This is a genomic window from Pullulanibacillus pueri (genome assembly GCF_014639255.1).
Classification (GTDB): Bacteria; Bacillota; Bacilli; order Bacillales; family Sporolactobacillaceae; genus Pullulanibacillus; species Pullulanibacillus pueri.
Genome location: NZ_BMFV01000025.1, coordinates 14,340 through 29,457 on the forward strand (window position 1 = coordinate 14,340; position 15,118 = coordinate 29,457).

At 44.3% G+C, this 15,118-nt stretch carries 15 protein-coding genes and 2 tRNA genes; 11 read left to right on the forward strand and 6 right to left on the reverse strand.

Annotated elements, in window-relative coordinates:
• The first annotated feature begins 123 nt into the window (after nt 1-123).
• Nucleotides 124-2,019: an AMP-dependent synthetase/ligase gene (locus IEV91_RS14615; protein ID WP_188498165.1), complete on the forward strand. Its 1,896-nt coding sequence runs from the start codon at nt 124-126 to the stop codon at nt 2,017-2,019.
• Between the two features lie 131 nt (nt 2,020-2,150).
• Here IEV91_RS14615 and IEV91_RS14620 read toward each other — a convergent pair whose 3' ends face one another.
• Genes IEV91_RS14620 through IEV91_RS14630 form a run of 3 tightly spaced genes read right to left on the reverse strand, consistent with a single transcriptional unit; the run spans nt 2,151 to nt 4,639 of the window.
• Nucleotides 2,151-3,533 carry a hypothetical protein gene (locus IEV91_RS14620; protein WP_188498166.1) on the reverse strand — a complete coding sequence of 461 codons (1,383 nt, stop codon included), beginning with the start codon at nt 3,531-3,533 and terminating at the stop codon, nt 2,151-2,153.
• 43 nt (nt 3,534-3,576) lie between these two features.
• Nucleotides 3,577-4,011: a DUF6114 domain-containing protein gene (locus IEV91_RS14625; RefSeq protein WP_188498167.1), complete on the reverse strand. Its 435-nt coding sequence runs from the start codon at nt 4,009-4,011 to the stop codon at nt 3,577-3,579.
• Between the two features lie 31 nt (nt 4,012-4,042).
• Nucleotides 4,043-4,639: a DUF6230 family protein gene (locus IEV91_RS14630; RefSeq protein ID WP_188498168.1), complete on the reverse strand. Its 597-nt coding sequence runs from the start codon at nt 4,637-4,639 to the stop codon at nt 4,043-4,045.
• Nucleotides 4,640-4,906: 267 nt separating this feature from the next.
• Between IEV91_RS14630 and IEV91_RS14635 the strand changes: the two genes are divergently transcribed.
• Nucleotides 4,907-6,427 carry a response regulator transcription factor gene (locus IEV91_RS14635; RefSeq protein WP_188498169.1) on the forward strand — a complete coding sequence of 507 codons (1,521 nt, stop codon included), beginning with the start codon at nt 4,907-4,909 and terminating at the stop codon, nt 6,425-6,427.
• A 95-nt stretch (nt 6,428-6,522) separates the two neighbouring features.
• Here IEV91_RS14635 and IEV91_RS14640 read toward each other — a convergent pair whose 3' ends face one another.
• A complete protein-coding gene (locus IEV91_RS14640) occupies nt 6,523-6,930 on the reverse strand; it encodes a VOC family protein (RefSeq protein WP_188498170.1) in 408 nt (135 codons plus the stop codon).
• 167 nt (nt 6,931-7,097) lie between these two features.
• Nucleotides 7,098-7,595, reverse strand: a complete 498-nt coding sequence (gene tpx, locus IEV91_RS14645) for a thiol peroxidase (RefSeq protein ID WP_188498171.1) — start codon at nt 7,593-7,595, stop codon at nt 7,098-7,100.
• A 167-nt stretch (nt 7,596-7,762) separates the two neighbouring features.
• On the opposite strand from tpx, the gene IEV91_RS14650 reads away from it, so the two are divergent.
• The 6 genes from IEV91_RS14650 to IEV91_RS14675 all read left to right on the forward strand — a co-directional run bounded on the left by IEV91_RS14650 (nt 7,763) and on the right by IEV91_RS14675 (nt 12,551).
• Nucleotides 7,763-8,950 (forward strand): MalY/PatB family protein, encoded by a 1,188-nt coding sequence (locus tag IEV91_RS14650; RefSeq protein ID WP_308420042.1) that lies wholly within the window; start codon nt 7,763-7,765, stop codon nt 8,948-8,950.
• Between the two features lie 196 nt (nt 8,951-9,146).
• Nucleotides 9,147-9,233: transfer RNA gene (locus IEV91_RS14655), tRNA-Leu, on the forward strand.
• Between the two features lie 556 nt (nt 9,234-9,789).
• Nucleotides 9,790-9,866, forward strand: a tRNA-Pro gene (locus IEV91_RS14660).
• Between the two features lie 93 nt (nt 9,867-9,959).
• The gene (locus tag IEV91_RS14665) at nt 9,960-10,979 is read left to right on the forward strand and encodes a tyrosine-type recombinase/integrase (RefSeq protein WP_188498173.1); all 1,020 of its coding nucleotides are present in this window, start codon (nt 9,960-9,962) and stop codon (nt 10,977-10,979) included.
• 132 nt (nt 10,980-11,111) lie between these two features.
• Complete coding sequence (locus tag IEV91_RS14670; RefSeq protein WP_188498174.1) at nt 11,112-11,912, forward strand: hypothetical protein; 801 nt, start codon at nt 11,112-11,114, stop codon at nt 11,910-11,912.
• Between the two features lie 57 nt (nt 11,913-11,969).
• Nucleotides 11,970-12,551: a flagellar basal body-associated FliL family protein gene (locus IEV91_RS14675; protein ID WP_188498175.1), complete on the forward strand. Its 582-nt coding sequence runs from the start codon at nt 11,970-11,972 to the stop codon at nt 12,549-12,551.
• Here the strand turns inward: IEV91_RS14675 and IEV91_RS14680 are convergent, their stop codons facing one another.
• On the reverse strand, nt 12,552-12,776 hold the full coding sequence (locus IEV91_RS14680) for a helix-turn-helix domain-containing protein (RefSeq protein WP_373284453.1): 225 nt from the start codon (nt 12,774-12,776) through the stop codon (nt 12,552-12,554). It lies immediately after the preceding gene.
• Between the two features lie 210 nt (nt 12,777-12,986).
• On the opposite strand from IEV91_RS14680, the gene IEV91_RS14685 reads away from it, so the two are divergent.
• From IEV91_RS14685 to IEV91_RS14695, 3 genes are read left to right on the forward strand one after another with little or no spacing between them, the layout of a single operon-like run.
• Nucleotides 12,987-13,322 (forward strand): hypothetical protein, encoded by a 336-nt coding sequence (locus IEV91_RS14685; protein WP_188498176.1) that lies wholly within the window; start codon nt 12,987-12,989, stop codon nt 13,320-13,322.
• Nucleotides 13,319-14,503, forward strand: coding sequence for an FtsK/SpoIIIE domain-containing protein (locus tag IEV91_RS14690; protein WP_188498177.1), 1,185 nt, complete (start codon nt 13,319-13,321; stop codon nt 14,501-14,503). The genes IEV91_RS14685 and IEV91_RS14690 overlap by 4 nt, the downstream gene beginning before the upstream one ends.
• Nucleotides 14,496-15,113: a replication-relaxation family protein gene (locus tag IEV91_RS14695; RefSeq protein WP_188498178.1), complete on the forward strand. Its 618-nt coding sequence runs from the start codon at nt 14,496-14,498 to the stop codon at nt 15,111-15,113. The genes IEV91_RS14690 and IEV91_RS14695 overlap by 8 nt, the downstream gene beginning before the upstream one ends.
• Nucleotides 15,114-15,118: the final 5 nt, after the last annotated feature.

Sequence of the window (15,118 nt, forward strand, 5' to 3'; positions counted from 1 at the left end):
GAGGCGAAGTGAAAAAATCTAAATGGGAGAGGAGGCTGAGGTATAACTTCTTTCCGCACTTTGTGTGTTTAAGAGTTAAAGGAGTTAACTTAATAAACACCTTTAGAAGTTAGCCTTGTATTCATGAAGCCGAAGAATCTGGTTGAAATGCTTAAAAGAACCGTTGACCGTTACCCTGATAAAACAGCCTTAATGTGGAAAGAAAATGGGAAGTATCGTGGGATGAGCTACCGAACGATGTGGAAGCAAGTCAAAGATTGTGCCAGTGGTCTAGCTCATCTAGGAGTGAGTGAAGAGGATAAGGTCGCGATTCTCTCCGAAAATAACCCGAAGTGGCCCATATCGGATTTTGCGATTAGTAGTTTAGGCGCTGTCAGTGTTCCAATCTACCCGACACAGACAGTTGAACAAACGGCTTTTATACTCAATAATGCTGAATGCAAAGTCGCTATTGTAGAGAATGAGGCTCAGCTAAGCAAGGTCCTTCAAGGAGATAGCGCGGTAACTCGGATTATTGTGATGTACCCTGAGGAAGAAGTTCTCCCGGGCTCAGCACTTAGTTTTATAACCCTTATGGCCATAGGGGAATCTAAACCTCTCGAGGACTGGACAGAAAGGTGGGCCGCCATTGAGAGCAATCATTTAGCGACTATTATTCATACCTCAGGAACGACCGGGAATCCAAAAGGCGCCATGCTGACCCATGAAAATTTTCTAGCCAATATTGAAGGTGTCCAATTTTGGGTTCTTGAAGCGCGTTCAGAGGATGTTCTTTTGTCCTATCTCCCTTTATCCCATGTCTTTGAAAGAACAGCCGGACAGTTTATTCCATTGAATGTAGGGGCAGCTATTGCCTATGCAGAAAGCTTAGAGACGATTGTTGATGACCTTCTTTTAGTACGGCCCACGGTGATGACGAGTGTACCGAGATTATTTGAAAAAATATACGCAAAGGTTCAAGAAGAGATTCATGCGGGTTCATCTTTTAAAAAGAAAATTTTTAACTGGGCAGTAGAGGTGGGGAGGGAGCGCTATGATTATTTAATCTCGAGTTCCCCCGATCACTTGTTATTTGGTGAATTGCCTTCGGAGCTTAGAAGAAAGTGGAAGTTAGCGGAACGGCTGGTTTATCGGAAAATTAAAGAGAAAGTGGGTGGACGTATACGGGGGTTGATTTCTGGAGGGGCGTCACTGAACCCAGAGATTGCGCAATTCTTTTGGAGTATTGATATTCCGGTAATGGAGGGCTATGGACTGACTGAAACCGCCCCTGTCATAGCGGCAAATCCAATCACTCGGACTAAGATCGGAACAGTGGGAAAGCCACTTCCAAATTTAGAAGTGAAGCTGGCTGAGGATGGTGAGATCCTTGTCCGAGGCCTTGTTGTCATGCAAGGATATTATAAGGATGAAGAAGCAACAGCCCAAGCCTTTGACAATGGCTATTTTAAAACAGGTGATATCGGACAATTTGATGAGGAAGGCTATTTGAAAGTGGTCGATCGTAAAAAGAGCATTTTGATTCTCTCAACAGGGAAAAATGTGGCTCCACAGCCTGTGGAAAATGCCATCAATCAAAGTTCTTACATTGAGCAAAGTGCCCTGATTGGTCAAGGTAGAAAGTATGTGACAGCCTTGCTTACGCCTAACTTTGAGTATCTGGTCCCATGGGCTCAGGCTCAAGGTGTGAAGTTTGCCTCTCATGCTGAATTACTCCACTCTGAAAAAGTCAGAGTCTTAATCATTAATGAAGTGCAAAACTATACCCGGGCGTTTGCATCCTTCGAGCAACCTAAAAAAATGCTTTTATTTGGGAGACAGTGGACGGTGGAACGAGAAGAGATTACGCCGAGCCTCAAGGTTAAAGTGTCACATCTTGAAAGGAAATATCAACCGTTTATAGAGGCTTTATATCTTGATCAAAGGCAAGACTATGGGCCTTTACAAGAAGAGGAAGTTCTGATCCCCTTAATTGTACCTAACGAGAGGGATAAGAAGTCGAAAACAGAGAGTGCATAAGGCGTAAGGGTGAACTTTTAAAATAATAAAAACTGACGAGAGCGGGGGACTGACTTTTTACACGGGGGTCCTTTGCTCTCTTCACCTAATTAACCAAAATAAAACTGTCAGCAAGTGTGCTAACAGTCTAATTATAGAAGTTTATTTAAACGCTGGGTTAAGAGCTCATTTAAGAGGTCAAGGATGGTATTCTGGCTTTTCTTTATTTGCGTCATCGTATCCTTAGTGAGAGATTCTAGCTGGTCTTTCTGATCTTGAAGTGTTTGGGCTTTAACGATGGACGCGTTTATTTTCGAGGTTAATCCCTTTAATTTCTGTTCTTCAGCGGTCTTTTTTAGTTGTTTTAATGGTGTGAGGGTAGAATGAATGATCTCAATAGCTTCAAGTGACTTTTGCGTCTGATTTAAACCCTCCTTAAGGTTTTGAATGTATTGGTCACGCTCATTCATGTGCAAAACGAAGCCGAGAACTGAACTGTGAATTTTATCTAGTTTCTCTTGATTTTCTTTCAGGTTCTTTTCCAAATCAAGAGTCACTTGAGTGATACTTTGATCCTTCTTATCTAACCGCTTTTGGAGAGCACCCCATTGCCTATTCAGTGCTTCACTGATCGTATCCTTTTTATTTGAAGAGGGGAGGTCAGTTCCTGGGTCTTGCGAATCCGGAACAGTATTGATGCCCGTATCCGTTGGTGTATCTTGATTATCAGAAGGGACTAACTCTTCTGTTTGCTTCTCATCGATAGGGGGATCGGTTGTACCGTTACCCTCTTGCTGAGTTGATACAGCAGGATCTGATGGGGGATCTTGGTCCTCTTGGCTCGGGTTTGCTGGTGAGGTTGGTGGACTTGAAGGATTTGACGATTTGTCTTTAGACTCTGTCTTCTCGTTGGTTTGATTTTGCTCTTTTAATTTAGTTGTCTTGGCCTGATTAAGCTGTCCATCCTTGCTATCTTCTAGAATATCTTTAAATGACTGATTTTGGTTCCTAAGTTTTTCTTCATTATCAGGAGCAGGGACTTTGGGGCTCACCTTGCTGAAAGTAACATCAAGTGCGGGGAGAACCGCATCATCGCCTGTTTGATGATGGGCGACTAAGGTCACTTCCTTCATACCTAATTGGCCGATCTTTGGAATATAGAGGCTTCCAAATTCAATGTGAGTGACATCAACCCCCATATTTTTTATATGGACCTTTTCTTGCGAGGCCATTTTAAGGGTGACGGGGCCATTCTCAGTATCCACCGTCTTATAGATCGTGAGACCGTAAAGGGTGATGTCACTAAAGTTGAGGCGGAGCATGAGTTGCTGCTTCTTTTCGGCAGTCTCTCCAACTTGAAGACCTGGTAAGCCCATTGCTCCTTCTACGCGCTCCGCCTTGATGAGAATACCTGAAGAAGAGGCGCTAGCAACAGTGGCGTTGGCTCTGTGTGGAACGATGGGAACTACTATTGAGAGTAAGAATGCCAGAATAGAGAGAGAGGTGATCATTTTATAGGAGTGCATACGCACCATTCCTTTGCTTTCCTATGAACAGGTTAGTCAAAACATCACGTAATTAAGAGGTTTTTACTTTATCTTCAAGTTCAAGATTAGACTCGGATGGAAGATTTTCTGACGTTGGCGTTCGCTCTTCCACCGTCGTTTTTTTCCAAGCGATCGCCATTGCTCCCCCGATAATGCCGACGAGGGTACCCATCAGGAAGCCACCAAGAGCACCCATCACGGATAAGACCGCCAAAAAAATAATAATGATGCCACAAAGGATGTTAAATTGTGGGTAAATATATAATAGGACGCTTAAAATGAGGATCAACCCGCCAAATAAAAATCCGATAAAGGCCATGCTTCCTGGAGCAAAGGCAATAGCATAGAGTTGCAAGGGGATCCATAGAATAAGAAGGCCAGAAAGGAGCGACAATGTCGCTCCCCAAAAGGGACGAGTATTTTTCCAGTGTTTGAATTTTTGCCACTTTGAGAGAGTCTCTACCATTTGATCATCCTCCAAATAGAAAATGAATGCGTTACTTCGAGTCTATGTGTTGAAAGGAAACTTTTAGACCTGGAAGTTCAATGGCTTTTTGGAAGAGATACGTCGTATCTAAGGACCCGTTTTTCAAGGTAATGGATTGGGAGTCCTGTGTAAATTCCTTGGACACTTTCTTAATAGGGTCTTTGACATCACCGACATAATTCTCCTTCATGGTCATTTTATTAAATTCTGCATCTGCTCTGATCGTTCGTGCCTTTTGGATAAGTCCCGTTATTTTTACGGGTTTATCGGATGTAATGTTTACCCGAAGTGTTCCCATACCAGGTAGGCTAAAATCTTTGGCGATATGCAAGCCATAAATGGTGGCGTGATCTAATTCGTTGACGAAGATAGGGGTTTGTTTGGCCTCACCCGATTCCCCGAGTCCACCATAAAGTTTAAACCCATCACCGACGAGTTTGTCAAAGGTGACTGAAAAATTTCCTACGCCACCAATAGGGACAGCATAGGCGACACCACCAGCGCCAAAGAAGGTGAGAAGAGCGCCAAGGAATAGAAAGCCAGAGATAAGAGCTATAAAGAACCTTTTTTTAACCGTTCTTCCTCTCACTAAAACATGTTCAATCAACAGAGGTCCTCCTTCTAAGAATAAATTGATAACGCTTACAACATACTTTAATCATATGTAAAAAGAAGGAGGCTCACTATTCCTAATAATGTAGGGGGAGGTGAAGATGCCATACGACAAATGAAGGTTTGGCATTGAAGGAATAGGGGAAACGATAAGACATCGAGTTGTTTGTTAACTTATAAATTTATAAATTTTCTAAATGGAAAGCGTTGTGAATAGTGGATTGAAGGCTATGCAATCATTGGTTGAAAGGAAGTCCTCGCTATGGATCGTGAGCTGAACCTACAAATGGAGGAAATTATTGAAAAAGCCATAGAGGATATCAATACTTTTTATGAAGCGATCATGAAGGAATGGGCAAGCATCGCTGAATATTTAGAAGCAAAGGGATCAACGGTAACTCCCTATTATAAAAAAGCGATGGCCATTTTCTCAGAATTGCTCTCGATGTATCAAAAAGGACCTGACTCTGACACGCTACTAGAACAGTTCCATAAACGTTGGTTTCGGGATATCCATGAACAAACAAAGCCTAATTTGGTCCTGTATATATTAACTCTTATGGAAAATGCGGTCTTCAAAATTGTTCGACCGATTACCGTGACAAATACACAATACTTAGGAATTCAGTTTCTGTTTATTAAGATTTCAGAAGTGATCTTAATGAAACAGGATCGTCCCGTTCTTCAAAGAGACAGCCTTTTGAACATGCTCGTAGAGGCGCAACAATCACCGATACTATGGATTGCCCGAGTCTGTCAAACGGCGAATGGCTACCAAGTGGTGAGCATTTATACGTCACAAGGAAAACCTAATCCGCCGTCTGTTTCACCACAGCCCTCCTTATTTCTTTTAACAGAGTCCTTGATTAGGACCTATCAGTCTGATCCTCAACAGAGGGTGATGTCCTACCCTTTTCAAAACGAAACTCTTATTATAGGGTCACAGCGAATGGAAGATTCCGAGCTCTTCTTCTTTCTTCAAATTCTTACTCACGTGTTAGAAACGGATGAAACTCGGGTGAAGGTCCCGACACATAGCGATTGGAAAGACGCGGTGGTCATGTTTACTGAGCTAATTATTCGTTCACAAACACTCTATGAGGCAGTTCAAAATATTACGTATGGATTTGTACAGTTTCTTAAATTTGAAAGGTGTGCCCTTTTTTCTTATTCCGATAAGGAGGAGAGTGGTTTTGGTCTTTCTGGCTATCATGTAAACAAAGAGGAGATTAGAGGGATCGAGGAGCATATTGGTCAGGTCCCCTTAATCTATGAAAGTTTAAGCAGACTCAAGCCCTTAGGGAAAGAGCTTTATTACTATCAACCGATTTATTTTAAAGACATCGCGGCAACCTTTCCGAAACAATATGTCGAACAGTTCCAGCTTAGCTCCATTGTGGTTGCCCCTATCTATGTGCCTTCGAAAACACAACTCATTGGGGCGGCCATTCTTGATTGTGGCCCCAATACTTTCTTTGATATTGATAGTGAAACGTTGTTAATTTTAAAGAAGTTCGGGCGTTTGGCTGGAGAACTCCTATCAAAATTCCTTATGGTAAAACCTGAGTACTTTGGGGAATCTGAAAATATTTCATTGTCCTCACGTGAACTTGATGTATTAAAATTACTTGCTGATGGCGCTTCAACCACAGAAGCAGCTGAGATCTTGGAACTTAGTGAATACACAGTCAGAGATTATATCTCTCATTTAATGAAGCGTCTTCGAGCGCGGAATCGAACAGAGGCGGTAGTTAAAGCAATAAGGATGGGGATAATTCAATAGTCTTTAAAGGGGTGATCGTAGAAATCACTCCTTTAAAGCTAAGGGCAGACCATGATCCCTTGATTTCTGTATAGGTTTGGGCGAACCTTGGTGTCCTATATCGATTGATCATGATCAATGTTACACACACTTAAGACATTGCCATCGAGATCTTCAAAACCAAAGCCGCCATAGCCTTGTTCGTTTACATTAAGCGCTCCTACTTCCACGCCTTTTGATTGCAAGGATGTGTAGGCTTGTTCTAAATCATCGGCATACAGATCAATGACAGAGCTTTGAGGAATATTCCAAGGGGTGTTGGCAAAAACGAGGCGTCTCGTATCGTCAGTGCCTACGAGAAAAAGAGTCGGAACACCAGGAGTATTAAATGAAAGCATCGCTGTAGTCTCGTCTTTATGGAGGACACTCAGATTGAGGACACGAACATACCATTCGAGGGACTTCTCGATATTGGCAACAGGAATTTCTATTGTTGCCACTTTACTAATGAATGTATCAGCCATAAAACAACCTCATTTCTTTATTTTTTTAAAGGATTATATAACAAAAGTGAGCGAATGCCTATAACTTATTTGGCTATAGATGCAGAAGTTTAGCTAGAACTTGCTCACGGACATAAAATAAGACTGCCGAGCGTTGTGACTCGGGCAGCCTATAAATGACCCAATGTTTATTTTGCTTCTTGAGCAGCCTTAAGTGCAGCCTCATAATTAGGATGATTAGTGACCTCACTGACGTATTCAACGTAAGTGATGCGGTCTTGGCTATCGATAACAAATACCGCACGAGCTAAAAGTCTTAATTCTTTAATGGCTAAACCATAGGCTTGTCCAAAGGATAGATCGCGATGGTCGGATAATGTAATGGCTTTATTAAGCCCAGCGTTTCCGCACCAACGTTGTTGAGCAAATGGAAGGTCAACACTAATTGTTAATAAAGTGACATCGTCTAACTTTTCAACTTCTTCATTAAATTTGCGGGTCTGGGCATCGCAAACCCCTGTGTCTAAGGAAGGCACAGCACTAATAATGCGAACACCTTTAAAATCTCCTAATTTCTTCTCTGATAGATCGTTGGCTAAAACAGTGAAATCGGGTGCCTGTTGACCTACACTTACCTCATTACCTAATAAAGTTACAGGATCTCCACCAAAAGTTACACTTGCCATTATAAACACCTCCATTTATGTACTGATTCTATATTATTATGCTTTGCACCCAAAATGCAAAAAAATGGCCTTGTTTTTTCCAGGCAGACAGCAGACTTTATGGTTTGTTTTTCTCATGATAATATAAAAGGAGCGGAAAATAACATAGTTAAAAACAGAGAATTGAGGTGGCCGGGTTGGTATCACGTTTTGATGAAATTATTGAGCGCAGGCAAACGGGCGCAGTAAAGTGGGATAGCCGTAAAGAAGTTTTTGGAACAGAAGACGTTTTGCCACTATGGGTAGCAGATATGGATTTTGCTTGTCCGCCAGAAGTTGTAGACGCTATTGTAAAAAAGGCACAGCACCCAGTCTATGGTTATCCGAAGCAACCTGTAGAATTATTTGAAGCGATACAAGGATGGTTAAAGAGGCGATTCGATGCTGAAGTCCCAAAAGAATGGTTAGGAACGATTCCAGGTGTTGTCCCTGGCATACGCATGGCTGTGGAGACTTTTACAAAACCGGGGGATAAGATTGTCATACAAACACCCGTATACCCTCCTTTCTATTCATCGGTAGAAGATTTAGGGCGCCATCTCATTAAGAATCCACTTAAGGAAAATGATGGCTATTATACAATGGATTTTGAAGATCTAGAACGGAAAATTGATGCGAAGACGAAGATGCTCATTTTATGTCACCCACATAATCCTATTGGACGCGTTTGGACTAAAGAGGAATTAATGCAACTTGCCGAGATTTGTCGTAAGCATGGAGTCATCATTGTTTCAGATGAAATACATTCGGACTTAGTTTATGAAAAAGGGGCACATACTCCTTTCTATACTTTGCCAGAAGAACTATCTCAGCAAAGCATTTCCTTCATTGCGGGGAGTAAGACCTTCAATTTGGCCGGCCTATTTTCATCCATTGTGATTTCAAATAATACAAAAATCCTTGATGAATTTAAGTCAACTTCAGCTAAATTTGGGCTTAATAGCATTAATCTATTTGGTTTAGAGGCCATGATAGCGGCTTATACACATGGAGATACATGGTTGGATGAGCTTCTTGAGTATTTAAAAGGGAATGCTGACTATATTTCCAACTTTTTAAAGACAAGAATACCAGAGATTAAAATGCGGGTGCCTGAGGCCACTTACCTTGGATGGTTAGACTTCCGCGCGTTAAATCTTTCAGGACAAGCCTTGCGTGATTTTGTGATTAAAGAAGCAAGATTAGGCTTAAATGACGGGGATAGCTTTGGAGTTGAAGGCCAAGGCTTCCAGAGGATCAATTTCGCTTGTCCCCGTTCCATACTTGAAGAAGCGATGGAACGGTTAGAAGCCGCTGTGAAGAAATTGCAGTCTTAATTATAATAAAGGGGAAGAGGACGGCAAACTGCCGCCTCTGATCCTGTTTTTATAACGTCAGAATGTATAACCTAGTGGAAGACCTTATAAGTGCAACTTAGGCTTTCGCCATTAAGGCTTGGCGGAAGCCAAGTTTTCTAACCTTTTCCTTGCACATTTTTAGTAGATGGGTTTATAATATTTTTGTTATTGATTTGCGGATGTGGCGGAATTGGCAGACGCGCTAGGTTCAGGGTCTAGTGGCTTTACAGCCGTGGGGGTTCGAGTCCCTTCATCCGCACCAAAAAATAGTCTTAACGGGAAGTAACTCAGCTTTTTAGAGCACTCTAGTCTAACCATCTATGAGTAAGCGACGCTGAGGAATGCGGAAAGCATTCCGAACTAACTAAGGTAAGCTACGAAGCATAAGCTTCAGCGCACTAGCCGAGAGGCAGCGTGATAAGCTATCTATGGCTAGGGTGGCAATTAAGTAAAATTATCTATGAGTAAGCGACGCTGAGGAATGCGGAAAGCATTCCGAACTAACTAAGGTAAGCTACGAAGCATAAGCTTCAGCGCACTAGCCGAGAGGCAGCGTGATAAGCTATCTGAGGCTAGGGTGACAATTAAGTAAAACCATCTATGAGTAAGCGACGCTGAGGAATGCGGAAAGCATTCCGAACTAACTAAGGTAAGCTACGAAGCATAAGCTTCAGCGCACTAGCCGAGAGGCAGCGTGATAAGCTATCTGAGGCTAGGGTGGCAATTAAGTAAAATTATCTATGAGTAAGCGACGCTGAGGAATGCGGAAAGCATTCCGAACATACCAAAACCAAGCACAGAAACGAAAAAGTTTTTAACGGGAAGTGGCTCAGCTTGGTAGAGCACCACGTTCGGGACGTGGGGGTCGCAGGTTCAAATCCTGTCTTCCCGACCACTACTGCGTTCATTAAGCGATATGCCCATCGGAAAACTACCGTAGGGGTCGCAACAATACGGGTCGTCTCTTTTATAAGGAGGCGGCCTTTTTATGTGCGCAAGAAAAGCGAAGCTATACCGTAGCAAGAATACTGCAAACTATTCTACCGACTTATCGTTCGATTGGGACGACCTCATTTCGATTTACCTCGAATCATGCGAAGCCAATGGCGTACAAGAATCCACGCTTATTAGGCGACGCGATTACTTCAAAACGTTTACCAAATACAACGCAGACAACGGAATAAAGCCATATGAATACGACACAGCCACCGCAAGGGCTTACGTTTCATATTTGCGGAAAGATCACGTTAAACACGCGGGGAACCACTACGTCAAGCAGCAATATAAGACGAAGGGGCTTGCGCCTGCCACCGTTGCAACAATCGTGCAGCTTGTGCGGTCAGCCTTCACGTTTTGGATTGACGAAGAATACCTGGGGCATGAGTTTAATCCGTTTGATCGGATTAAGGCCAAGCGGAACGACCTCGACAATGTTACCGCGCTTACGATCGACGAAGTAAAGAAGCTGTTAAAGGCGCCCGATCAGCGCACGTATGCAGGCTTTCGCGATTATGTACTTATTACATTGTTGATGGATTGCGGCTTGCGCATATCTGAAGCGCTAACCCTAACGTGGCATTATATCGATTTTAAGTCGTCGGTGATAGAGATTCGCGGGAAGATAGCGAAGAACGGTAAGACGCGTTATGTCCCCTTTAGTCGAAGGACAAGCCGCTTGTTGCGTGAATTGAGAGCGGAAGCTAAGACGATGCCCGAATATGCGGACCCTAACGTATTTCTTTCGGTTTACGGTAATAAACTCGATCCTCACCGTTTGAGGCAAAGGCTAAGGAAATACGCGCAAGAGGCGAAGATAAAGAGCCGTGTAACGCCGCACGTCCTTAGGCACACTTTCGCGAAGTATTACTTACTAAATCATGGCGACGTGATGACGTTGCAAAAAATACTCGGCCATAGCTCTATGGATATGGTTCGTCGGTACGTGCAGATGACCGACGCAGATGTACAAGAAAAGCACTCGGAATTTAGCCCGATTAAACGATTATAAAATTAAACAAAAGAAAAGCCGCAGGCGCGCCAACGCCTACGACCCGAACAAAACTATTTAATGTTATTTTAACGCGAATCTAACAAATTCGCAAGTGGTCTGCGCGGTTTTTCTAAACGGAGGGAAACCGGAATGACAGTCGAATCTACACGTCACTATTACCGCGACTATGCGCAATATCAGTCGCATGGCTCGGTCGAGCAATTAAACGAGTCTATTCGCGCTCACCTATTCGAGCACAAAGCGAGCCTCACGAAATCAGCCGTCGCTATCTTTAAGCTACTAGGACGCTACTCATGCGTGTTTCCTGGCGTCTCGTGGCTTAAATGCGCCACCATCGGTAAATACGCGGACAAATCCGACAAGACGGTCAGAACGGCGCTCAAGGCGCTAGAGGACTGCGGCATGATTAAGCGCATCGCAACACAGCGCAAGCAAGGTGGTCGTGGTCATTACGTTTACATAATCACGCGTAAGGAGTTACCGGAGGAAATTACCGGTCGTCCAATCGCTGAGAAACCGCATGACAGCACGGATAAGAAGGCGGTTGAATTAAAAGAAACATTGAAAAACACCGTAGATAAAAAAGACGTAAGGAACGCGCATAACCTCGACGAATCCTTTACGCCTTCTCACATACATAACGCGTTTACAAAAGCGTGCAAGCCGTTCTTCGGGGCGTATCGCATTTATCGACTATGGGGGACCGTTAAGGCAGCGTATGCCAAAAGCGCGCTAGAAATACCGCTAGAGCACGTCATGGACACCGTTATACAAGCGTTCAAAGAATCGGTGTTTGCGTTCAAGGTGGGTCGCGTTAAGGGCGAGCTTGGCGGCTACTTCTACGGAGCTCTACGCGGAATGTTAGCTGTCATTCGACGCAAAGAGGTCGCAGAAACACGAAGGGCATACGACTGGCTTGCGCAAGGATAGCGAATATTTACAATTTAACCAAAATATATTAACTTTAATGAAAAGGGGGAATATGGAATGAAAGAAGGCAAAAAGAAGAAACCGTTTTATAGGCGTTGGTGGTTTATCGTGATCGCGGTGATAGTTATACTCGGCGCAATTGGGGCAGTGTTTGGTGACGATGAGGAAAGCGCTAAGCCGGCCGCCAAAGCAACGGAAACCGTCGCCAAGCCAAAGCCGAAGCCTAAACAGTCGGAGTCCGATAAGATTAAGTCGATTATTTCGAAGGACGTCGGCAAGAAAAACGTGGTCAAAGTCGAAGTGAACGACGATGCCTCGACCCAGGACAACGCGAAGGATAAGGTCGTTATTGCCACGTTAAAGGGCAGCGAAAACCTCACGAAGAACATGACACGTAAAGGCATACTTATGGATTCGCGCGACCTGCTCGCTAAGCTATACGCGGATAAGAACGTCAGCCAAGTCACGGTTATGTGGCAGTTAACGCTACAAGACCAGTACGGCAACGAGTCGGACGATACCGTTGTTAAGATCGGGCTAACGCGCAAGACAGCGGATAAGATTAACTGGAAAAACTTCGACTACAACAATTTCGAAACGGTAGCCGATACTTATTTCGTGCACCCTGCGATTAAATAACTAAATATCCCAAAAGTCCGTACTCTTTGCGCTAGGGTCTACTTTGCGCACGGCTTTTAGTATTTTCTTCATGGTGGTTCCAGTAGGAACATAGTCAGGGTCAGAACATGCTTTGCTGATTGTGTTTCTACTAACCTTTGATTCTTCGATTAAATCCTCTTGAGTAAAACCATTTCGATCAATCCATTTACCAAGTTTTGACCTCTTTTTATTTAACCCGAACAAGTCTATCACTCTCCTTTTATATGACATTCTCGTCCATCTTTCACAAATTTATACGAGCCTTTCACAACTTTTTGTGAATATTGTACAAGCGGGGCAACGTAAGTTAAAACATAAGCACCTACTCGAGTAGCAAAAACATTGGTTTTCGCCGTTATATTCGCGGTATGACGGTAAAACGGAAATTTGTTTAATAGAGAGGGTGGAGGAAGAGTGAGGACTGAGAGTTATGACTTCAAGAAATTTATAAATGGTAAAAGGGTACCAATTAATAAATCAGCAGCAACAGTCCTATATTCACTAGGAACACCAATATCCATAGCAAGCCTTTTCCAAATGTCGCCGATGATGAAAACGGGTTTCGCGATAGTAATAGGAGTGGGCGTCCTGGCAATCGGCTCGGCAATATATGAGCGTAAGCTGTATAAACGCAATGAGGATGAAGCGGAAAGGTTCGGCATGATTATCTCGGTATTAATAATCGCTGCTTGTGTGTTTGGTGTCGGTTATCTATTCTTGCATAATCCGTTATGGAGGTTTTGGCAATGAGCGTACTTGACTTGTTACTCGGTAATCGCAACAAATCGAAATTAAAGTCGGCATTTAAGGCGGCAGGACTCACGCGAAAAATAAAGCGACGTGGCCAAGCGAAGGACCTCGAAATACTACCGACTATTCATAGCGTGCGTTACCTCGACAAGCGCACCGAGTTTGTCTTTACGTTGCCCAACGGAGTAGATCCCGAGCTTGTCGCAAAAAATGATTATGTATTTAAGCAGTACCTCGGTACGCAAACGGAAATAAGCGGGAACCTCAAGCGGTTTGTGGTGAACGTGTATAAAGGGCGCATGCCTTCGCAATTCGACTACGCCTACACTGACACGGACCATCGCTTGCCTATTATCTGCGGCATTAACCGCGTAGGTGAGCTAGTGACCTACGATATGGCCCTTACGCCGCACTTGCTGATAACTGGCGAAACTGGCGCAGGGAAATCAACGCAATTAAGGTCGGTCATTACGCAACTCATTCTATCGCGTGGCCCCGATCAGTTGCGGCTGGTGCTCGGCGACCTTAAAATGTCGGAGTTTCACGTCTTTCGCAACTTGGCGCACGTTGAGGCGGTCTGTTATAACGCCGGGGAACTCACGAAGCAACTCGATTGGGTGGACGGTGAACTCAAGAAACGCGGCAAGTTGCTGAACGAACATGAGCTCACGCATATAAGCGAATTACCTAGCCCGCCGCCGGCTATCGTGGTTGCTATTGACGAGTTTGCGTTGCTACGTGAGGAAAAGGCCGTCATGCGCGTTGTTGAGGATATAAGCGCCATAGGGCGAGCGTTGGACGTTTACCTTGTGTTGAGCCAACAACGCGCTGATAAGGACGTTATGAACGGCAGACTCAAACAAAACCTAACCGTGCGCATGGCTTTCCGTGCAGCTGACGCAATCAACTCGCGAATAACAATCGGGAGCGGAGAGGCTGCGGAAATAAGTATCGAAGATCGCGGCCGTTTTTACCTCAAACGCGAGCAACTTGAAATATTGCAAGGGCCGTTCTTGAGCGTGGAAAAGGCGCGGGCATTGTTGAAGCCGTATAAGCGAAGGGGTGTCGATAGTAGCGACTCCCCTCACAAGGGAGAGTATCCTGTACCCACCCTTAACGACCCACTAGGCTTGCTCGGCGATAGCCCTGCCGGTTTTGCAGGCGGTGATGACGATGCGTAAACGTGACAAAGCGATCATAGCCGACCTCGAGCGTTTTCGGGTAATGTCACGCGATCAGATAGCCTCGATACACTTCGGGAACCTCTCAAAGCCTGCAACGTCAGCCAACCTTGTGCTCAAGCGACTGCGCGATCGTGGCTATATCGACGCAATTACGACCGAGCAACCGTATCTATACAAGTCGGCTGGCTCGCGATTAAAGCCGGACAGCCAAAAGATTCCGCATTATCTCGCAATATGTAACGTCTACAATACGCTTATCCATAATGTTGCGGTCCAGCGGTTTGACGTCGAGGTAAAATACGACAAAGGCGACATCGAGCCGGACGCCCTCGCGGTCTTTGCAGGCACGCCATTTTACATCGAGGTGCAGCTGTCGGCATCGTATAGCAAGCGGGAGTTTGACGCCAAATTGAAGCGATATGAGGCGTTTAAGCGCGAAGGTAAGTGGAAGTACGCGGAGTGGCAGGCGAAGAACAAAAAAACATTTCCGTATATTGTCATCGTTAGCAAGAAACGGTATGATACGTCGGCTTTTCGGGGGCTGCCGGTTATCCAGGTTCGCGAGATAAGCGAGTTAGTGGCGATGGTTAAACGTAAGAAGGCATAAAAAGG

Excerpts from the sequence above, each read along its gene's own strand:
- IEV91_RS14615 (WP_188498165.1), top strand. The coding sequence starts at position 124 with ATGAAGCCGAAGAATCTGGTTGAAATGCTTAAAAGAACCGTTGACCGT.
- IEV91_RS14620 (WP_188498166.1), bottom strand. The coding sequence starts at position 3,533 with ATGGTGCGTATGCACTCCTATAAAATGATCACCTCTCTCTCTATTCTG.
- IEV91_RS14625 (WP_188498167.1), bottom strand. The coding sequence starts at position 4,011 with ATGGTAGAGACTCTCTCAAAGTGGCAAAAATTCAAACACTGGAAAAAT.
- IEV91_RS14635 (WP_188498169.1), top strand. The coding sequence starts at position 4,907 with ATGGATCGTGAGCTGAACCTACAAATGGAGGAAATTATTGAAAAAGCC.
- IEV91_RS14640 (WP_188498170.1), bottom strand. The coding sequence starts at position 6,930 with ATGGCTGATACATTCATTAGTAAAGTGGCAACAATAGAAATTCCTGTT.
- tpx (WP_188498171.1), bottom strand. The coding sequence starts at position 7,595 with ATGGCAAGTGTAACTTTTGGTGGAGATCCTGTAACTTTATTAGGTAAT.
- IEV91_RS14665 (WP_188498173.1), top strand. The coding sequence starts at position 9,960 with ATGTGCGCAAGAAAAGCGAAGCTATACCGTAGCAAGAATACTGCAAAC.
- IEV91_RS14670 (WP_188498174.1), top strand. The coding sequence starts at position 11,112 with ATGACAGTCGAATCTACACGTCACTATTACCGCGACTATGCGCAATAT.
- IEV91_RS14675 (WP_188498175.1), top strand. The coding sequence starts at position 11,970 with ATGAAAGAAGGCAAAAAGAAGAAACCGTTTTATAGGCGTTGGTGGTTT.
- IEV91_RS14690 (WP_188498177.1), top strand. The coding sequence starts at position 13,319 with ATGAGCGTACTTGACTTGTTACTCGGTAATCGCAACAAATCGAAATTA.
- IEV91_RS14695 (WP_188498178.1), top strand. The coding sequence starts at position 14,496 with ATGCGTAAACGTGACAAAGCGATCATAGCCGACCTCGAGCGTTTTCGG.